This window comes from Dehalobacter sp. TBBPA1, assembly GCF_040931655.1.
Classification (GTDB): domain Bacteria; phylum Bacillota; class Desulfitobacteriia; order Desulfitobacteriales; family Syntrophobotulaceae; genus Dehalobacter; species Dehalobacter restrictus.
Genome location: NZ_CP162385.1, coordinates 384,835 through 404,560 on the forward strand (window position 1 = coordinate 384,835; position 19,726 = coordinate 404,560).

19 protein-coding genes are annotated in these 19,726 nt (G+C 44.2%); all 19 read left to right on the plus strand.

The window, feature by feature from the left end:
* Positions 1–9: 9 nt before the first annotated feature.
* Positions 10–189 carry a hypothetical protein gene (locus AB3489_RS01860; RefSeq protein ID WP_368293764.1) on the plus strand — a complete coding sequence of 60 codons (180 nt, stop codon included), beginning with the start codon at positions 10–12 and terminating at the stop codon, positions 187–189.
* 19 nt (positions 190–208) lie between these two features.
* Complete coding sequence (locus AB3489_RS01865; RefSeq protein ID WP_368293765.1) at positions 209–385, plus strand: hypothetical protein; 177 nt, start codon at positions 209–211, stop codon at positions 383–385.
* A 40-nt stretch (positions 386–425) separates the two neighbouring features.
* Positions 426–602 carry a hypothetical protein gene (locus AB3489_RS01870; protein ID WP_368293766.1) on the plus strand — a complete coding sequence of 59 codons (177 nt, stop codon included), beginning with the start codon at positions 426–428 and terminating at the stop codon, positions 600–602.
* A gap of 195 nt (positions 603–797) precedes the next feature.
* Positions 798–1,115 (plus strand): hypothetical protein, encoded by a 318-nt coding sequence (locus AB3489_RS01875; RefSeq protein WP_368293767.1) that lies wholly within the window; start codon positions 798–800, stop codon positions 1,113–1,115.
* A 10-nt stretch (positions 1,116–1,125) separates the two neighbouring features.
* Positions 1,126–1,650, plus strand: a complete 525-nt coding sequence (locus AB3489_RS01880) for a TadE/TadG family type IV pilus assembly protein (RefSeq protein ID WP_368293768.1) — start codon at positions 1,126–1,128, stop codon at positions 1,648–1,650.
* A gap of 62 nt (positions 1,651–1,712) precedes the next feature.
* On the plus strand, positions 1,713–2,195 hold the full coding sequence (locus AB3489_RS01885; RefSeq protein WP_368294561.1) for a prepilin peptidase: 483 nt from the start codon (positions 1,713–1,715) through the stop codon (positions 2,193–2,195).
* A gap of 24 nt (positions 2,196–2,219) precedes the next feature.
* Positions 2,220–2,486 carry a hypothetical protein gene (locus tag AB3489_RS01890; protein ID WP_368293615.1) on the plus strand — a complete coding sequence of 89 codons (267 nt, stop codon included), beginning with the start codon at positions 2,220–2,222 and terminating at the stop codon, positions 2,484–2,486.
* Complete coding sequence (locus tag AB3489_RS01895) at positions 2,467–3,240, plus strand: hypothetical protein (RefSeq protein ID WP_368293769.1); 774 nt, start codon at positions 2,467–2,469, stop codon at positions 3,238–3,240. The genes AB3489_RS01890 and AB3489_RS01895 overlap by 20 nt, the downstream gene beginning before the upstream one ends.
* Positions 3,241–3,251: 11 nt before the next feature.
* Positions 3,252–4,712 carry a radical SAM protein gene (locus AB3489_RS01900; protein WP_368293770.1) on the plus strand — a complete coding sequence of 487 codons (1,461 nt, stop codon included), beginning with the start codon at positions 3,252–3,254 and terminating at the stop codon, positions 4,710–4,712.
* Between the two features lie 12 nt (positions 4,713–4,724).
* Positions 4,725–5,921, plus strand: a complete 1,197-nt coding sequence (locus tag AB3489_RS01905; RefSeq protein WP_368293771.1) for a U32 family peptidase — start codon at positions 4,725–4,727, stop codon at positions 5,919–5,921.
* Between the two features lies 1 nt (position 5,922).
* On the plus strand, positions 5,923–6,708 hold the full coding sequence (locus AB3489_RS01910) for a hypothetical protein (protein WP_368293772.1): 786 nt from the start codon (positions 5,923–5,925) through the stop codon (positions 6,706–6,708).
* Between the two features lie 112 nt (positions 6,709–6,820).
* A complete protein-coding gene (locus AB3489_RS01915; RefSeq protein WP_368293773.1) occupies positions 6,821–7,816 on the plus strand; it encodes a radical SAM protein in 996 nt (331 codons plus the stop codon).
* A 1,044-nt stretch (positions 7,817–8,860) separates the two neighbouring features.
* Entirely contained in the window at positions 8,861–9,283 is a 423-nt protein-coding gene (locus AB3489_RS01920) for a sigma factor-like helix-turn-helix DNA-binding protein (RefSeq protein WP_368293774.1), read from the plus strand.
* Positions 9,284–9,552: 269 nt separating this feature from the next.
* Complete coding sequence (locus AB3489_RS01925; RefSeq protein WP_368293775.1) at positions 9,553–9,753, plus strand: type II toxin-antitoxin system prevent-host-death family antitoxin; 201 nt, start codon at positions 9,553–9,555, stop codon at positions 9,751–9,753.
* Positions 9,753–11,789, plus strand: coding sequence for an N-6 DNA methylase (locus AB3489_RS01930; protein ID WP_368293776.1), 2,037 nt, complete (start codon positions 9,753–9,755; stop codon positions 11,787–11,789). The genes AB3489_RS01925 and AB3489_RS01930 overlap by 1 nt, the downstream gene beginning before the upstream one ends.
* Positions 11,790–11,792: 3 nt before the next feature.
* Positions 11,793–13,016 carry a restriction endonuclease subunit S gene (locus tag AB3489_RS01935; protein WP_368293777.1) on the plus strand — a complete coding sequence of 408 codons (1,224 nt, stop codon included), beginning with the start codon at positions 11,793–11,795 and terminating at the stop codon, positions 13,014–13,016.
* A 3-nt stretch (positions 13,017–13,019) separates the two neighbouring features.
* Positions 13,020–16,031 (plus strand): type I restriction endonuclease subunit R, encoded by a 3,012-nt coding sequence (locus AB3489_RS01940; protein WP_368293778.1) that lies wholly within the window; start codon positions 13,020–13,022, stop codon positions 16,029–16,031.
* 337 nt (positions 16,032–16,368) lie between these two features.
* Entirely contained in the window at positions 16,369–17,517 is a 1,149-nt protein-coding gene (locus AB3489_RS01945) for an AAA family ATPase (RefSeq protein ID WP_368293779.1), read from the plus strand.
* Positions 17,507–19,717 (plus strand): S8 family peptidase, encoded by a 2,211-nt coding sequence (locus AB3489_RS01950; RefSeq protein WP_368293780.1) that lies wholly within the window; start codon positions 17,507–17,509, stop codon positions 19,715–19,717. Before AB3489_RS01945 ends, AB3489_RS01950 begins: the two co-directional genes overlap by 11 nt.
* Positions 19,718–19,726 lie beyond the last annotated feature (9 nt).

Sequence of the window (19,726 nt, forward strand, 5' to 3'; positions counted from 1 at the left end):
TGGCAATATGTGAAAAAAATTGTCTGCTGTCTGGCAGCAGTGCTGTGTGATGAAAGGGGGGATCTGGTTCAAAATATCGTCTTGCTGTTCGGGGGCATTCTGGCAATGGTAGGCATTGCGGTCATTCTTTACAATACAATAACCGCTAAAATTGCCAATGACTCAGCCGGAATGAGCAAACTAAATTAAGAAGGGGGTTATTTTTTTTATGGGCAAAATTCTGAAAAACCTTTATAAAGATGAAGGCGGAGATCTGGTTCAAAACATCATTTGGATCTTCGGCGGTGTTCTGGCCACGGTGGGAGCCGTATCGGTGTTGTTTGTTACGATCCGGAGCAAATTGACGGATATGAACGCCGGTGTAAATGCGATTACAACGCCTTAAATGGTTCTCAGGCATTGATTAAAAACGGAGGTGAATTTTTATGGCCAATACTTTATATAGCCTTTACAAAGATGAAGGCGGCGATCTTGTTCAAAATATCATTTGGATTTTCGGCGGCGTTTTGGCCACGGTGGGAGCTGTTTCGGTGCTGTTTGTTACAATCCGGGGCAAACTCACCAGTATGAATACCAGTATAACCAACATCACGACTCCTTAGTGGTAATATTCCTCACCGTGAGGAGGAAGGGAGAGGGCGGATAGTATACGTTTAGACGTATGCTATCTGCTTAAAATTATGCTGAAATTACGAAAAGAACCAATGAGAAACCCCCATAATGAACGGGGATCCACCTTGATTGAATTCTTAATAGTCTTTGTCTTATGGATGGCGATATTCTTCACCTTCATATCAATGTTTTTCCTTAATAATCTGCAGGGTTCCATGGTTAACGCTGTGAATCTCGGGTTGGAAAAGGCTGCTATTGTTGGAGGTACTACGACAGAGGTCCGAAGTCTAATTAAAGATCAGCTGAAACACACCGGCGTCGATACCGGTTTATTTGCGATTACCGGATCGGGCAGTGATGCCAGCCGTGTTGCATACGGACAATATATAACCATTTCCATAACTGGACCCCGAAAATTTACCGATTGGTCAAGCGGGCATCCGGTTTCCAAATCGGAGACGGTTACGGTGACCAAAATCATCATGAGTCAATATCTGCCTTGATGAGGTGTTTATGAAGAAGCTATTTAACATAATCAAAGACGAACGGGGTTCATCTTTAATTGAACTGCTGATTTTTCTAGGTATTTCTCTTGCCCTTATTGGCTGGGGGACGGATTACTACCATGCCATAAACATTAAACGGGGAATAACGGACAGTGTAAAATTTGCTGCTTTAGCAGCCAGCCAGCAAACCGACCAAGCCAAATTAAATCAAGGAGTTTTGGCGATAGACCCAGCGCAAGCGGATGCTGCTTTTCTAGAGATGTTAAAGAAAAATTTGTCTTTAGACAACAGCCTGAATCCGCTGCCGGGCTCGCCGGTTATTTATGTCAATAAAGCAACGCTTTATTATAAAACCTATAATTCTGATGTTTTGCCGACAGTAAGCCCGATTGACGGTCACGCTATCACTGAGCCGTCCTATGTGGCGTACATCGAAGTCAGAGTAAGACATGGTTTTACCCAAATCGTAAATTCAACCCCCTATTGGACTATCAAAGTAGCCAAAGACGCTGCTTTAAAAATCTCACCATAATTTGAAAAGTAAGGATGATGCAAGAAATGGTCAATGATTTAGCATGGCTGATCCCTTTAATGATGCTGTCAATTTGTGTTCTGACGGATTGGCGGAAGCTCAAAATATATAATTGGGTGACAATACCCGGGTTGATTATCGGAATAATTTATGTCATATACGCCAAAACATATTCCGTAAGTTATGGCTTTTCTTTCTTATTCCTTTTCTTGATTCTCTTATTCGTCTATTCCCACGGGGCGATGAGGGGAGGTGATGTTAAATTGCTCTTGGCTCTCAGCCTGTTTTTAACACCCTGGGCCTTCTTCTTTAATTCAGCACTCTTTATGTTTTCAGCTTTCTTTTATTTCTTCTTTCAAACTGTACGGGTTAAAGGCTTATCCCAGACTATTAATGATGTAAAAACAGATTCTTTTGTTTTGATCGCTTTCGGAGAAAATAATAATTCCTTTGCAAATGGCGTCAAAAGAAGGATCTTCCCCGGTGGAGGAGCCGCGTTGATCTCTATATGCTATATACTTACTTCATTTTTGTTTTCGTATTAAAATTATTTTTAAGGGGATGTGAATATGGTGAAATGGGAATTGGATGTTTCGGATAACTTAAATCAAAGAACGGAAGGATTCAGCGCTTCGATAGGGATGAGCAGGGAAAGGTTTATCAGGCTTGCCATATTGTCTCAGCTGGAGGAAATGGAGATGAATATGGACGAGCGACGCAGAACTGCTGACCCGTCGGAGAAAAAAACACTTTCCCAAACCTATATTAAAATAGGTGATGAGGATGTTCCGGTAGATCCGAAAGGAGGATACGACCATGTTAAAGTTAAGAGTTAAAACATTTTCTATTCTGCTTCTTGTTATGTCCTTGATTCTTTTTGGATGCAGTGCCAAAAAGACCGAGCCGGTACAAAATGTTCCGGTCCAGCAGGATATCCAGACTCAAAAAGACAATCAAAGCCCGGAAAAAGAGCTTGAGCCGATTAAAGAGGTTGAACCTCAACAAGCTCCGCAGCCGGAAGTCAAAACCGAAACAAAAACTGAACCTAGTGCTGAACCCAAAATCCAGCCAGAGACGGAGCCGGTTGCGCCAAGTAAGCCGGAGCAGAAACCTTCTGCCAATTCCGGGTTATCTTTGTATAGCTTGGGGCATCAGGTCGATGTCCAAAATAATGCTGCCAAAACAGACAAAGAAAAAGCTGCTTATGAAGCGGCCGCCCGGTGGCTGGTAGAGTTTAAATCTACCGATTATAAGAAGCTTGAAGCAATGTCGCAAATGCCGGGAAGCAGTTACACGACGGCGAATTTCCAGAATTCGCTGGACAACTTTTTTCCGAATTTCAAATCGGAAAGCATCAAAAACAAGGATACCAGACAAGTGAAGTCTTTATGCCTTGACGATATAAGTTTTAATCAAATCCCCCAATTAAATAATCAGGAAGGGGCTTTCCTGAAGCTGACCATCGTCATCAATGCGGCGCAAAACGGCGGCAACTTTTGGGTAAGCAAATATGAGGAAAGAATTATTTTGCTGCAGGTAAACGGGGTTTGGAAGGTCGACTCGGAAGAAAACACCCAGCTGAAGATGTAGGGGGTATGCTTATGAATTTAATAGCCAAAGATGAGTTGTATCAGTTCCGAAAATTCAACAACAAATACGAAAGGGAGCTTCGCAGCTGTGTTTACCAGGAAATTATGTCCGGCATGAGTTCCGGGGAGATTCTCGACGTTATTGCCGGCAATAAGAACTTGATGTTCTCCATGTCTCTCAAGCAAATAAAACGGCATAAAGAGTATTTTGAGGGCGATATCGATTTCAAGAAGATGGCTGCCGCGGAAAATATTACTTATCCTGATAAAACTACTTTGATCGTAAAAACGACGCATGCCTGCAACCTGCATTGTCCGTATTGCTACGACGTGATGTTCCGCAAGGATCTTGACGCGGAAGGCAACAAAGTCACGCTGGAAGTGGTCAGGCAGATTTTAAAAGTGTTCAAAGACGTGAATGTCGGCACTTGGATCTGGCACGGCGGGGAACCTTTACTGATCGGAAAAGAATTTTATGATGAAGCAAACGCCCTGATTAAGCAGCAATTCAAGAAAGTCAATATTTGCATGCAATCCAACTTAACGCTGATTGACGATGAGAACGCTGCTGTTTTGAGGAAGTGGAACATCCGACCGGGCTTCAGTTTCGATGGCTTGACAAACCATTTGACCCGGAAAAATACCAACAGGTTGATGCGGTCCATTGCCACAGCAGACAAAAACGAGGTCTTGGGCGGCGCCATCATGATCATTACGAAAGATAATATCCACAACATGATTGACGATTACGAATACTTTAAACGCTTAGGTCTGGGCTGCAAGATGAATCTCATCTTTGCGGCCCATAAAAATATGAATTCCTATACCCTGGACGGGAAAATGGTTGCTGAGGAAATCTGCAAATTCTTTGACTATTGGATCTTAGACACTTATAGACCGGCTGATTCGGATCTGTGCGAGCGATATCTGATGGCCGCCTTGGATGCCGGCGGTTCCTGCGCTTTTACGGATTGCGCCGGAAAGGATTACTGGTTTTCAACCCAGCCCGACGGTACGATTTATCATTGCGGCCGGGACTGGCCGGAGAGCGCCGACGTTTCTTTCGGAAATATTTTTGAGATGGAATCCGTTCAGGATATCTTAAATCATCCCAACCATATAAGATGGTACGAGGGAATCCGGCGGATGCTGCAGCATTGCAGTGATTGCGATTATTTCTACAGCTGCCATAGCGGCTGCTACAATGACAATATCCAGTATGATTTGACCATGAATAAGCCGGAGCCTGAAAATTGCTACACCCACCGGCACGTGATCAGCCATATCATACGGGTTATTAATGAGATTGATTATGACGATATGCCGAAATATAACCCAAGATTCTTGAACTTTTTATTCAGGCATCAATTCCGGAGCGCCAAAATGATGAAAAATATTTTAGAAGAATCGATTAAACGGATCGAAACTCCTGTCAATGCGGAAAACAAGCTGAAGGAGTTTCTCGCGATTTAAAGAGAGGTTGATATGATGATCAATATCTTTAAGAAAAAGCAAAAATTCCAACCCCCGAACCAGCCGCAGGAACTGTACTACTCAGTTCCTTTATTATTTGACTATGGGTATATTCAGGACTTGATAAAGCTTAACAGCCAGGATAAGGCGAAGTATAAAATCCGTTCCGTATATAACAGCCTGCCTGTTACATCCTACGCCAAATCAGGGTATGAACATGGCCGGTCGGTTAATTTGCAGGAAGACAGCGGCAAAATCCGGACAATGGAAGATTTAAGGTCTTATATCAAAGAGCTTTCCGATAACGGGATGGCGTTTATTTATCTGATGAATAATATCTCAACTATTTCCCTGTATGACTTTGAATCCAACATTCCCCAGTTGAAGCAGTTTGTCGAGCATCTGGCGGATATCGGGGTGAGAGGCATTACGGTTGGGAGCCAGCTTCTTGCCGACTTCTTGAAAGAGGAATTCAGCGGGTTGGCGGTAAACGCTTCAACGATGATGGATATCCGGTCAATAAACCAAGCGAAGTATGTCAGCGAAAATCTAGGGATTTCCAATATCATTCCTGCTTCCGATCTCAATAAAGATTTTACTTTTATTGAATCCTTTAAAAAGCTGTTGCCTGATGTTGGCTTGGAGTTGATGGCCGATGAGGGCTGTATTTTTTGTTGCCCGACCAAGAATATTCATTATGCCTTGTTCGGCAAGCAGGAGAATATTCATAAATGCAGCCCTTTGTTCCGGGAATTTCCTAAATTCATCTGCGATCAGATTACCTTTAGAAGTCCTGCGATTCAAATGGTGCTGAACAGGATTATTTACCCTTGGGAAATCCCCTACTATGAGAAAATGGGGGTTAACAGCATCAAGCTGGTCGGAAGGGATCACCCCAAGCCGGAATTGGTCAATAAGATAAAGGCGTATATGCTTGGCGTTACCGATCCGGAATATGCGTTGAATGAATTCTATAATACTTACAATTCACGTTTTATGAACAGAGTTTTCCATCCGTACGGGACGCTGAAGATGAAGGAAATATTTGAATTTTTGCCAGAACTGGATTATTTCATGGAAAAGAAGCCGCAATGCGCCTCCCAGTGCGGGGCTATATGCAAGTATTGTTTCAATAAAGCGGAGCAGATTGAGAATTATGTTGCGGGGAAAGGGCAGGGGGGTCCATTGTCCTGTGCTGTAGGTGAATGATATGGCAAGAACGTTTTCGAGATTAAAAAAATTGCTGTTTGCCTTTGTTTCATTAAGCATCCTGCACGCTTCAATAACCCAAGACCTGGTTCTTGACAACAATCATCCGGATCGGCCCAAAGCCAAGGAGGGCAAATACTCCAAGGCTTTGGGCCTTAAGTTTTCCTTGCAGCCCGAGAAAGCTTTCGCTTGGGTGGAATGGTCCTGGCCCAATTCCGGATGGACCAATTATGGGAATTATGGTGCTTACACCGATGTCTACAACAATACGTATGGCAATTATGTAAATTGGAATGCCAATTATTCTAATGCCGGTGTTTGGGAAAACCATACGCAATGGGAAAACCATACTGAAACATGGAGCCAATACTCGAACTGGACTGCTTATTCCAATTACAGCAACTATAGCAACTATAGCAACTATGGCAACTATGGTGATTGGGGCGCTTACAGCAATTATTCCAATTATAGCAACTGGAATAATTGGGCACCGCCCCCCTCGGTTGCGGCAAGCGTGCAGGCCGTCGCCTTTCCTAATACCACAATCCAGATTACAGCAACAACAACCGGGAGCACCACTTCCGTCACTGCGAACAATTCCTTAAATTCAACAGTAATTGCTTTTACAAATAATGGTGGAAATACATGGGTGGGATCTTTTACGATCCCCGCCGGGACAACTGTTCAGCCGATTACTTTTTATGTTACTGCCAGTAATAGTTCAGGATCGAGCAATGCAGTTGCCATCACAAACGTTAAGCACTTCCAAAATGTAATTACCCGGTAAATTAAAGTATCATTGCTATTTTTTTGCTGTCCGGAATGTTATATAAAGATATCTCTTTATCCTTTTTAATTACTATTTATGCCACCAGTGGCGTGGCGGAATGGAGGTTCCTATGAATATCATGTTAAATAATTACTGCAACTTAAATTGTTCATATTGCTTTGCAAACTGTGATCCGAAGAACAAGGCCGATATTTCTGATGACAATTATGATTATATAATCAATTTTTTTAAGAAGTCGGCGCATGCTGATTTAAGGCTGCTCGGGGGGGAGCCGACGCTGCATCCGAACTTCGAAAAGTGGGTGAATCAAGGAATAGAGGATTCGTTTTTCCGGAGAATCCAGATTTTCACCAATGCTATTGCTTTAGATAATGCATTAAGCCGATCTATTGTGGATAATAAGGTTTCGTTTTTGATTAACTTAAATAGACCGGATGTAATCGGTGAACATCTATATAATAGGACAATAGACAATGTAGAAAACCTGGTATTCGAATATCGCAGAAGGAATATCGAGCCCCAGGTTACTCTCGGCATTAATATCTTTGAGCCGGATTTTCAATATAAATATATTATTGAGCAAAGCAAAAGGCTTAAATTAAAGACCATTCGGTACAGTATTACGGTGCCTTCAGATAATAACCAGAAGGGCAGTCTTGAACATTATGAAATTTTTGTTCCCTTATTAGTTGACTTCTTGGATGATTGCCATAGAAACGGGGTCTCTCCTCATGTTGATTGCAATAATCCGCCCAAGTGTATCTTTACAAATGAGCAGCTTGTGAATTTCATCTACTCGAGTTTTGATCTGATTTACAAGGGGATATGTTCGCCGGTTATGGATATAAGACCCGACTTGAGCGTCGCCCGATGTTTCGTTTTTGAAGAATATCTAAGTGTGAATATTAAAGACTTTAATACCGTTCAAGATGTCAACGATTTTTTTCTACGTGAGATTGACAGCAAAAGATATAGTAATCCTCCGTTTAAGCAATGCCCCGGATGCCGGTTTTGGGATGAAAAGAAATGTATCGGCGGTTGTTTAGGGTATAGTGTTAGGGGAAAATCATCTGTTTGCTATACCAGACAACTATCCTCGCGGTGATAGTATAGTTAATTCAGTTAGACGAAAGAACCGATTATGTGTACTAAGCACATATCCGGTTTTTTGGTAAGTTGTACTAATTTGAAATACTTCCAATGCTTCATTTTCAGTAGGGGAAAGGGGTCAGGAAACTCTCATATGAAATTACATAAATTTACAAAATTATCTTTCCTACTTGACTAATATATAGTAAAATATTTGTATATTGACAGAATAATACATAAATGTATATTATTTCAAAGAATAAATATTTGGGAAGTAATTTATTCTGGAGCCGGAAGTTGTAACAGAAAAAATGATTCAGATTCCTGTTGATTTCAAAGTGGCAAAATTTTTATAAGATTCATGCCTAAAATCTGAAAAGCTTATAGAAATTTAATTGGGAGATTATGTTATGACAAAGAGGAAAAGGCGTCAATTATTCTCTATGCCCTCAGAAGAGAAAAGATAATGCAGATGGTCTAAGTAAAACAAGGCCATCTGTTTTTTTGTGGTCGACATAATACTTTTAAATATGACAGATAGTTATAAAGATTGAAAAGTGTAAAAACGGTGGTAGCAAGTGTCGTTAAAAATGGTTGAAACAAAAGCCTGGGGTTTTTTTGTGAAAATAAACACTGATCAGTATTTTTCAGTCTGCAGATTGTTTAAATCTCATGTATAAACCAGAAACTGCCTAGTAGGTTGGATTATATCGGACAAACTCGCAGCAACGCCAGGCTATTTCATGTCCATACCAACGTATATAAGGCAAAAACTATACGCATATACAAGCTTTATCACCGATTGATAAGGCAACATAAGCCAAAAGGCGATAATGATTCAACAGGTAGCATACTGTTTGATACGATAGCTTTTTTAGCCGAGTTTACGTTCACATGTAAGCCAGGCTATTTTCATTTATATAGGAATATTCACATATTTTTTGTTTCTAGTATTTATTTTTGGTTTTTGCAATCAGACATGTCTTTTATGGAGAGCTTAGGCTGCCGTTCTCCGCCCCTCTGTTTTGGTTTTTTAAAAAAATCAAAACGGAGGTTTGATATGAAAAGGATCAATTTACGGGATTATTACCCGGCTGATATACCTGATTTTTTTGTTCAAGTGACTGATGAGGTTGCGGATCAGCTCAAACAGTTTAACCGAAAGGATCATGCAGACCATGAACGCAGGCGTGTACACAAGGCGTATTACTCTCTTGATGCTAATGACGGTATTGAAAAGGATGTAATCTTATTGGTTTTATCTCCGGAGGAAATCTATGAAAGAAAAATGAGCAATCAGGAATTGTATGCCGCTATAAACAGCTTGCCGGAAAAGCAGGCGAAGCGTCTTTATGCTCATTTCTTTCTGGATATGAGCATAGCTCAAATTGCTAGGATTGAAAGGGTTGGCAAAAGCAGAGTATCGCATTCGATTAATAAGGCGCTGAAAAATATTGAACAATTTCTTAAAAGTAATATGTAAGGGGGGATGCAAACGGCTAAAAATCTGTGATAGAGGTATTTTCTCTACCCCTTTACTTAGTCTTTGAAAATTGAGTACCAGTAATTCGACATTTTCGATTTTTACTATAAAATCAATGTTATTAATAAACTGTTGATGCTCAATATTTCTATAAAGTAATTACATTTACAATCTAAAATAGGGTTTTAATTATATATACTATAATAAGTGTAAAATTAATTATAGTATGATATAATAAAGCCGATTAAAGGCGAAAGGAGGGATGACCATTGGCCGATAAAAAGGCAAAAAACCGAGTGCCGATTTACCTGAACATAGCAGAACTCAACCACGGGCAATCTTCCAAGCGCATCAAGGAAGTGGTTGAGAAAGATGCGACGGGAATTATTCAGAAAAATGGTAAGCCCTTAGCCGTGGTTATCCCTTATGCCCGATATAAAGACCTGTACGAGAAAGGGGAAGACATCTGATGAACATAAACGTATCAGAGAAATCAAACTTCATCTGGAGAATTGCCGACCTGCTTCGCGGCGATTACAAGCAAAGTGAATATGGGGATGTCATTCTACCGTTTACCGTACTGTGCCGTCTGAACAGTGTTCTTGCCCCGACCAAAGATGCGGTTATGGCTCTGCACAAGAGGGGCATTTACAAGACCGAATACGCAAGACTGGCAGGCTTCCGACAAGTAACAGGAGGCTTGAAGTTCTACAACATAAGCGAGTTCACGTTCGCCAAACTGAAGGACGACGCAGGAAACATCGCCGACAACCTCACGGATTATATCAAGGGGTTTTCGGAGAACGCCCGCACGATACTGGAGTCATTTGACATCTACTCACAGATCGCGCGGCTCGACAAGGCAAACCTGCTCTATCTCGTGGTTACCAAGTTCGTGGATGACATCGACCTGCACCCCGATCATGTTTCGAATAATGAGATGGGCTACATTTTCGAGGAACTCATCCGAAAGTTCTCCGAAATGTCCAACGAGACCGCTGGCGAACACTTCACCCCGCGTGAGGTTATCCGCCTGATGGTCTCTATGCTTTTCACGCCGGATATGGAGAAAATCTGTGAGCCGGGCTTTATGGCAAAGTTGTACGACCCAGCGGCCGGCACGGGCGGCATGCTCTCGGCGGGAATTGAGTATGCCGCCGAACTGAACGATGGCGCGCTGATTGAGGTCTACGGTCAGGAATTGAACGAGAAGACCTACGCCATTTGCAAGTCCGACACGATGATTAAAGGTAAGGGCTACGAGAACATCCACCTTGGTAATAGCTTCACGGATGACAAGCTTAAGCACGAAACCTTTCACTATATGCTCTGCAACCCGCCCTTTGGCGTGGAATGGAAGAAGTATGAGAAGTTCATCCGCGACGAAGCCGAAGATCAAGGCTATGCCGGACGCTTCGGGGCGGGCTTGCCTCGCGTGTCAGATGGTTCGCTGCTGTTCCTTCAACACATGATCAGCAAGATGATGCCCGTTGCCGAAGACGGCTGCCGAATCGGTATCGTCTTCAATGGCTCTCCACTCTTTACCGGCGACGCAGGGAGTGGCGAAAGTGAAATCCGCAGATGGATTATTGAGAATGGCTGGCTTGAAACTATTATCGCCTTGCCCGACCAGCTTTTCTATAACACAGGCATCCTGACCTACGTCTGGATTGTCACCAACCGCAAGAAGAAGACGATTAAAGACAAAGTCCTGCTGATTGATGGAACATCTTTCTTTGAACGCATGCGGAAACCGCTCGGTGAAAAACGTAAGACGCTTACTGATGAGCACATAAAGGCGCTGACCGGCATATATGGTGACGCACTCTTGGGAGCAACGAAAAGCGAGCTCTGCAAAATCTTTAATGAAGATGACTTCGCCTACTGGAAGGTGACAGTCGAGCGTCCGCTCCGACTGAACTTCCAAGCAAGCACGGAGCGCATTGAACGTATCCGCGAGCAAACGGCATTTGCTAACCTTGCCACAAGCCGCAAGCGCAAGCCAGAGGAAATTGCCAAGGAAGTCGCCGAAGGCCAAGAATTACAGGAAGGCATCGTGGCTGCCATCGGGACGATTGATGGTACTGTGCTATACAAGAACCGCACAGAATTCTCAAAGGTGCTGTCCAAGGCAATAGAAAAAGTGGGGCTTGACGTGAAGACTCCGCTGTTGAAGGCCATCCTTGCCGCGCTGTCCGAAAAGGACGAGACTGCCGACATCTGCACCGACGCCAAGGGCAACCCCGAACCCGATCCAGATTTGCGCGACACCGAGCAGATTCCATTCAAAGAAGACATTACCGTCTACATCGAGAGGGAGGTCAAGCCTTACGCGCCCGATGCGTGGGTGGACGATTCCAAGACCAAGAAGGGGTATGAGATTCCGTTCACGCGGCACTTCTATAAATACACGAAAATCGGCGACGCCGAGGAAACCCTCCGCGACATCCAGTCGCTTGGCGCAAAGATTCAGACTGCGATTGCCGAACTGTTCGGGGAGGTATGAGCCGTGGAGAGATATGCAAGCTATAAGGATAGCGGGATATCGTGGTTAGGCTTGACACCTTCACATTGGACAGTCGGAAGGATTAAGAATCTCATGTCCCTCCAACGTGGATACGACTTATCGCAAGACAATTTTGTTGAAGGAGATGTGCCTGTATTCGGTTCAAACGGTATAGTCGGTTATCATAATGTTGCCACAACGAAAGCCCCCGGAATTACCATAGGGCGCAGCGGCAGTATCGGTGCGGTCAACTATGTTGACACTGATTTTTGGGCGCATAACACGGCAATATATGTCAAGGACATGAAGAACAATAATGCTCGATATTTGTATTATGTGTTGCTCAGTTTCAACATAGCTAACTTGGGCAACGGTTCTGTTGTTCCAACGCTTGACCGAAAAAACGTGGAAACTATGCCGTTCTCTTTCACGCTTAATTCAGAAGAGCAATTGGCAATAGCAATGTATCTTGACAGGCGCACATCAGCAATCGATGAAGTCCTCACCGACCTGCAAAGTCAAGCCGAGATGCTCGATACTTACAAGCGGGAACTCATCGCAGGTGCGGTCACAAAGGGGCTGGACAAAGCCACGCCGTCGAAGGATAGCGGCGTGGAGTGGATTGGCGAGATCCCGGTACATTGGGAGCAACACCCGCTGTTCACCGTGGCGAAGGAGAATATGGTCAGGAACACCAGCATGGCTTGTAATAATCTCCTGAGCCTCAGCTACGGTAAGATTATCAAAAAGGACATCGACACAAACTTCGGTTTGCTGCCTGCCAGTTTCGAGGGCTATCAGATAGTTCAGCCGGGATACACCGTGCTTCGCCTGACCGACCTGCAGAACGACAAGCGCAGTTTGCGAACGGGGTTTGTGACCGAAACTGGGATAATAACCTCGGCTTATTTGGGGCTGATACCCTCACTGCAACTTGACAGCAAATACTTCACCTATTTGCTTCACGCTTACGACCTGCTGAAAATCTATTACGGTCTTGGCGGAGGGCTTCGGCAGACTTTGAAGTTCACCGATATGAAGCGACTGCCCGTGCTGACACCACCAATGACAGAGCAACAGCAGATTGTCGAGTTTATAGATTCAAAGAGCACTAAGATTGACGGCCTAATCGCCGACATCAAAGCGCAGATAGATAAATTGAAGCAGTACCGCCAAATCGTGATACACGGTGTGGTCACAGGCAAAATCAAGGTAACGGAGGGATAAGACATGGCTATCGACACCAAGGAGCGCACCTTTGAGCAGGAAATAGAATACTGGCTGACGCAGGGAGCAAAGAAAGCTGAGTTATACGTCAAGGGCAGCCCCTCCGACTTCAGCCGCGAGTACGCAATGGACATCAAGGCAGTTATCAATTTCGTCAAAGACACTCAGCCTGACGAATGGAAAGCGCTCATTAAGCGACACGGCAGCGAGAACGCCGCAGAGGCAGAGTTTCTCAAACGTCTGAATGCAGAACTCAATCAGCGCGATATTATAGATGTGCTTCGGCACGGCATTGTTGACCTCGGCATACCCGTTCGGCTCGCCTATTTCAAGCCCGGCAGTGGCATGAACAAAAGTGCGACCGCACTATATGAAAAGAATGTCCTGCAGATAACGCGGCAGGTCAAATACAGTCTGCAGAGCGAGAACTCCATTGACGTGGTCATCTTCCTGAACGGGCTTCCTATCATCACGATTGAACTGAAGAATCCGCTCACTGGGCAAACCTATAAAAACGCCATCAACCAGTATAAGAACGACCGCAGTCCGCGTGAAGTGCTGCTCACCTTCAAAAAGCGGGCTATCGTACATTTTGCCGTGGACACCGAACAAGTATGGATGACAACATGGCTTCGTAAGCAGGACACAGTTTTTATCCCATTTAACAAGGGCTACGACAAGGGTGCGAGCAATCCGCCTGTGGAAAACGACTACCGCACATCGTACCTCTGGAAAGAAGTCTTACAGCGGAATAGCCTGCTCGACATCCTCCATCGTTTTGTGCAGGTGACGAAGGACGAGAAGACGGGCAAAGAGAAGCTGATATTCCCGCGCTACCACCAGTTGGATGCCGTCCGTAAAATCGTCAGCGACGTTTACACCAGCGGCTCGGGCAAGAACTATCTGATTCAACATTCGGCGGGTTCGGGCAAATCGAACTCTATTGCGTGGCTCGCCCACCATCTTGCGAACCTGCACGATGCAAACGACGATGTGGTGTTCCACAGCATCATCGTAATCACTGATCGCCGAGTTCTCGATAAGCAGCTTCAGCGCGACATTTTCAATATGGAGCATAAGCAGGGCGTGGTGGTGCGTGTAGATAAAAACTCCAAACAGCTGACCACAGCATTGGAAAAAGGCGATAAAATCATCATTTGCACCTTGCAGAAGTTTCCATTCGTGGACGTGCAGAAGGTGGCGACGGCGGGCAAGCGTTTCGCCATCATAGTTGACGAGGCGCACTCCTCTCAGACTGGCAAAGCGAGCGAGCGACTGAAAGAGGTTCTGGCAGACATCTCCGCTCAGGGCGAGGATGCCATTGAGAAGAAGTTACACGAGTATGCCGTTGAAGAAGCGAAAGCCGAAGCTGAAGAGAAAGATCCCGATGAGGAAATCGCAGCGGAAATGGCGACCCACGGACAGCAGAAGAATCTTTCGTTCTTCGCATTCACTGCCACCCCCAAGCAAAAGACGATTGAGATGTTCGGAATAAAAAATGCCATCGGAAAGCCGGAGCCGTTTCATGTTTACAGTATGCGGCAAGCCATCGAGGAAGGCTTTATCTTCAACGTTCTCGAAAACCACATAACCTACGAGACCTACTTCCAAATCGGAAAGAAAATCGCCGATGACCCGCTCTACTCTAAGGGTCAGGCGAACAAGGCGCTTGGCAAGTACATGAGCCTGCATCCGCATAACCTCGCCCAGAAGACCGAGGTCATCATTGAGCACTTCCGCTCTCAGGTTCAACACCGCATCGGTGGCAAAGCCAAGGCGATGCTCGTGACTGGATCGCGTCTCCACGCTGTAAGATACTATTTTGAGTTCCAGAAGTATATCAAAAAGATGGGCTATACGGACTTAGGCGTGTTGGTGGCATTCTCCGGCGTAGTCAAAGATAACGTAACTGGACAGTTGGTGGAATACACCGAAGCGAACATAAACAAGTTCCCCGACACCGAAACACCGGAAAGGTTCGAGTCGGGCGAATATCAACTGCTGCTTGTCGCAGAAAAGTATCAGACGGGTTTTGACCAGCCGCTTCTACACACGATGTATGTCGACAAGAAGTTGTCGGGCGTTAAGGCGGTGCAGACGCTCTCGCGCGTCAACCGCACCTGCCCAGGTAAAACGGAGACTTTCATTCTGGACTTTGTCAACAGCCGCGAGGATATTTTAAACGCCTTCCAAGACTACTATCAAGAGACCGGCATCGACGAAACCACCGATCCGAACACCATCTACGACATCAAGAATGTCTTGGACAGCTTCATGCTCTACACAGATAGCGAAATCGACGCCTTTGCGAAGGTGTTCTTTAAGGAGACAAAGAATCAGGGAAACATCGACCTGGCAAGACTGAACTCATTCATCGACCCAGCCATTGACCGCTACAACGCCCTGACCGAGGAGCGAAACAAAGTTGATTTCAAGGGTGCGCTTTCAAAGTTTATACGCCTGTATTCATTTCTCGCGCACATAATCAAACTTGGCGATGAGAACCTCCACAAGTTTTATGCTTATGCTAAATGTCTGCTCCGCAAGCTGCCGAAGGATATCGGCGAGCGAGCCCCAAACATTGACGACGAGGTTTCTTTGCAGTATTACCGCCTCCAGAAGTCATATGAAGGCTCTATACCTCTGATAAAAGAAGACGGGGTGCTATATGGCAAGACCTCCGGCACGGGACTGCCGCTTGAGGATGAAAAAGAAAACCTGTCGGCAATAATCCAAAGGCTGAACGAGCGGCTCGGCACAAACTTCACAGAGATGGATAAAGTTCTTGAGCAGTTCGTACAGGACATGGCAGGCAATGAGGAAATGGTTCTCCGCGCCAAAAACCCGCTCGACCTCTTCAAAATTATTTACGATAATACCATCATGGACGTTGTCCTCAGTCGCATGACAAAAAATCAGGAATTCTGCGAGAGGTATCTGGAAGATGACGAATTCCGAAGGGAAATCGATAAAATTCTTCTTCCGCTCGTTCACGAACGGCTTTCAAAAATGTAATCAGCAAGGCAAAGATATATATCGTATAAATATGTTTACCACAAGCTAGAAATCACGCTGGCGTGGTAGATTGAAAATAAAATTATAATTTCGACGGGTATTCGGATTGTAGCTAAAGAGCTATTCGGGATACCCGTCAGTTATTTTCAAAGAAGGTAGCCATATTAAAAAGCATATTTAATAGTTTTCGCCACTATCTTCTATGTCGCATTATAAGATCACACCTCATAATATAGTGTACGAAAGTGTACGAAAAATTTATTGACGAAATAACAACAGTAAGCTATTCTTAAAGAGAGATGCACAAAGATGTACGAATAATCAGCGAGGTGTCGATATGAAGGCAGACTTAATTGAAAACCTAATAGTCGCTCATTGCAGCGGGGATGAAGGCAAATTCAAAGACGCCATTGAGGTATTAGCTGGAGATGAAGAAAAGAAAGGCAATGTCCCATTGGCTCAGAGAATACGAAATGCCTATAAACTAAAGAAAGTATCAGATAAGAGGAGTGTCGAAACGCCTCTTGATACTATGTCTTTCTCTCCTCAAACAGCGCAGGGATCTGCCCCACGAGACAAGGATAGTTTATTAGAGTTATACGAAATTGTAGAACCAAATGTCGAACTTAGCGACGTCATACTTTCGGACAGCCAGAAACAGATAATAGAACAAGTAATTTCTGAACAGAAGAACTCAGATGAACTCCTAAAGCATAATGTTGCTCCGTCGAATCGCCTTTTGCTTTGCGGTCCACCTGGATGTGGTAAGACGATGACAGCATATGCTATTGGAAATGAGCTTTCTATGAAAATTGCCTATGTTCGCTTAGACGGATTAATTTCATCGTATTTGGGGCAGACAAGCACAAACTTAAGAAAGGTGTTTGACTCTGTTCGAAATCAAAGTATAATCCTTTTTTTGGATGAGTTTGATGCTATAGCAAAAAAAAGGGATGATTCAAACGAATTAGGCGAACTAAAGCGCGTTGTTACTACACTGCTTCAAAATTTTGACAACATGCCCGGCAACGTGTTCCTAATAGCCGCAACAAACCACGAGCACTTACTTGACCCGGCAATCTGGAGGCGTTTCAATGTAACCGTGACACTGGATTTACCGAACAATGAACAGCGTCAGACGCTTTTTAAGAAATGGATAAACGAGCATGATGTCGACATCAAACTTGATTACGCTCTATTAGCTAAAATATCCGAAGGCTTGAACGGCGCACAGATTAAAGAGTTAGCGAATGCGGCTTTTAAAAAATACCTTATAGAAAAGCATTTGAAAACCGAGGATGTCACAACCATCCTCTTGCAACAACTCACCAAATATTCCGGCGACAACGAAGAGGCAATGAAAGTAATGGTTGATATGATCGAACGTGGGGTGTCGACCAGGCAGATCGCCAAAGCGCTCGGTACACCACATACGACTTTGGATTATCAATTAAAGAAATATAGGGGGAAATCAGATGAGCAATGATGAGAGAAGATTCCATCTGTGGATACCACAGGAGGAAGTCGATGAGCTTGAGAAAAAACCAATGGCTATATCCGCTGATCGCGGCCTTGACTTCTCGTCGCATGGAAATATCTTATCTCAAGGGTTGCAGGAGGTTATGACAGCATATTCAAATCTCCAAAATGACTCCCTCAGCGAAGAGGATATCGTGGTCTTTAAAATGGTACTGCCAGAGGGTGAGGATATTTACGCCAAGCGCGATATCGCTGAAAAAGAAGGCCTAAAAATCAATGCAATCAAAGACAAACGGCACGCGGTTGTTAGTACAAACAAATCAATGTTTCAAAGACTTCAAGACCGTGTAGGCACCTATCGGGATTCGGGCAGCCTAAAGCATTTTCAATATGTCGAGGAATTTGAACCGTTTTCAACGGAAGAAAAACAAGCCCGGTCGCTAAAAAAATATTTAGCAGAACAAAAAGATAGCCTGTCAGTCGATGTGCAAATGATGTTTATCCCGAATCTTTCAGATGAAATTCAAGACAAAGCGGCAAGGCGGCTAACTGTAAAAATTAATGAGATGGAAGGCTCACTGCAAGCCGAACCATACAAACTTTCCGATGGAACAACGGTTGTACGAGCTGTAATCCCAATTAAAAATCTTGAGGCGGTTTCTAGTGATGCTGTCATTTACAGAGTTGAGCAAACCTCGTTTTTTCAGGTTAGCCCCAGTGGATTAAATCTATTCGGGTCTGAGATGGGCCTTTCTCCAGACATCGATATTAACGCCCTGCCTGCTGTGGCTGTATTGGATAGTGGCGTGAATTTCCCCGCGGATTTTTCTGCCTTGGTACCTATCCATTGGCAGGCAAGCAGTTGTTCGGGAAGTGGCGGCCCGCATGGTACTGCGGTAGCAAGCAAGGTCGTTTTTGCTCATATCGGAATGCAATTGGCAGAGCCATACCTAACTCCGAGGGCTAAGGTAATTGATTGTGATATCTACGGATCGGATACAAAAGTCCCATCAGACGTTATGGCAAAACGGATTGAAGAGGCAGTTTCAGCCTTCGCTGACGTTTGTAAGATATTCAATCTTTCAACTAATGCTTCCCGTCCGATTGACGGAGACGAATTGAGTATCATGGGTTATCACCTCGACAGCCTTATGAAACAATACATTATCAAGTTTGTGATTTCTGCCGGAAATCATGAACTTGCAAAATCGAGTAGTTCTTTGGAGGAAATACTCGAAGATGATGATATCCGCGTTGCAGAACCAGGTGACGCAATGCTTGGAATAACCGTGGGTGCAGTCGCCGGTATAACGCATAATAATGCATTTAGCGAAGCGAATATTATAACTGCTTATTCACGGACAGGCCCTGGTTTTGCTGGCTTTTACAAACCAGATCTCGTTACGTATGGCGCAAATCTCTGTCATGACCTCACGGTACCCCGTGATCCTTATTCAATTGTTATGGCACCAAACGGCAGACTTGCTGTGGACTGCGGAACATCATTTACAGCACCTGTTGTGGCTGGAGACTTGGCAGAAATGCTTGATGTCACCCCAAATAGTGATGTAATGCTGGCTCAGGCACTTCTCTACAATGGCGCGCAGCATTTGTGGAATACAAAAAAGATAACACAAGAAGAAGCCGATTATATTGGTAATCACTACGGCCGGGGACTATCATCGCCGCAAAATTGTAAATACTCTTCACAATATAAGGTGTCCTTTTTACGATCAGGTTCTCTTAAGCGGCTTACAAAAGAACATGTCAAATTCTTGATGCCCTCGCCCCAAGCTGCACTTAGAGGAAACAACACAACAAAAGTAACCATTACATGCGTGACAAATCCCCCCATTGATAAGACGAAAGGAAGCCAATATCTCGGAGCATACATATCGGCTTCGCTTCATAAATTGGATAAGAACAGGAATCTGAAGGTCGCTAACCCGAAAGTAAGCGACAACCGTACCAAATGGGATACTTGCTATCATTTTTCTAATATCTTCTCAGGTTTCACATCAGGTGATTGGGAGGTATGGTTAGATTTAAGCACACGCTGGGGAACGGAAAACGACGATGAGATCCCCTATGCACTTGTCATTACAATTGAAGATTTAACGAAAACAAACGATATCTATGCAGCTATTATGACTGAGGCTGCAGGACGCTTCCAGCCAATCACGTCTATAAGAATTCCAGTCAGATAGTAGAAAGAA

Excerpts from the sequence above, each read along its gene's own strand:
- AB3489_RS01865 (WP_368293765.1), top strand. The coding sequence starts at position 209 with ATGGGCAAAATTCTGAAAAACCTTTATAAAGATGAAGGCGGAGATCTG.
- AB3489_RS01870 (WP_368293766.1), top strand. The coding sequence starts at position 426 with ATGGCCAATACTTTATATAGCCTTTACAAAGATGAAGGCGGCGATCTT.
- AB3489_RS01875 (WP_368293767.1), top strand. The coding sequence starts at position 798 with ATGTTTTTCCTTAATAATCTGCAGGGTTCCATGGTTAACGCTGTGAAT.
- AB3489_RS01880 (WP_368293768.1), top strand. The coding sequence starts at position 1,126 with ATGAAGAAGCTATTTAACATAATCAAAGACGAACGGGGTTCATCTTTA.
- AB3489_RS01885 (WP_368294561.1), top strand. The coding sequence starts at position 1,713 with ATGCTGTCAATTTGTGTTCTGACGGATTGGCGGAAGCTCAAAATATAT.
- AB3489_RS01890 (WP_368293615.1), top strand. The coding sequence starts at position 2,220 with ATGGTGAAATGGGAATTGGATGTTTCGGATAACTTAAATCAAAGAACG.
- AB3489_RS01895 (WP_368293769.1), top strand. The coding sequence starts at position 2,467 with ATGTTAAAGTTAAGAGTTAAAACATTTTCTATTCTGCTTCTTGTTATG.
- AB3489_RS01900 (WP_368293770.1), top strand. The coding sequence starts at position 3,252 with ATGAATTTAATAGCCAAAGATGAGTTGTATCAGTTCCGAAAATTCAAC.
- AB3489_RS01905 (WP_368293771.1), top strand. The coding sequence starts at position 4,725 with ATGATGATCAATATCTTTAAGAAAAAGCAAAAATTCCAACCCCCGAAC.
- AB3489_RS01910 (WP_368293772.1), top strand. The coding sequence starts at position 5,923 with ATGGCAAGAACGTTTTCGAGATTAAAAAAATTGCTGTTTGCCTTTGTT.
- AB3489_RS01915 (WP_368293773.1), top strand. The coding sequence starts at position 6,821 with ATGAATATCATGTTAAATAATTACTGCAACTTAAATTGTTCATATTGC.
- AB3489_RS01920 (WP_368293774.1), top strand. The coding sequence starts at position 8,861 with ATGAAAAGGATCAATTTACGGGATTATTACCCGGCTGATATACCTGAT.
- AB3489_RS01930 (WP_368293776.1), top strand. The coding sequence starts at position 9,753 with ATGAACATAAACGTATCAGAGAAATCAAACTTCATCTGGAGAATTGCC.
- AB3489_RS01940 (WP_368293778.1), top strand. The coding sequence starts at position 13,020 with ATGGCTATCGACACCAAGGAGCGCACCTTTGAGCAGGAAATAGAATAC.
- AB3489_RS01945 (WP_368293779.1), top strand. The coding sequence starts at position 16,369 with ATGAAGGCAGACTTAATTGAAAACCTAATAGTCGCTCATTGCAGCGGG.
- AB3489_RS01950 (WP_368293780.1), top strand. The coding sequence starts at position 17,507 with ATGAGCAATGATGAGAGAAGATTCCATCTGTGGATACCACAGGAGGAA.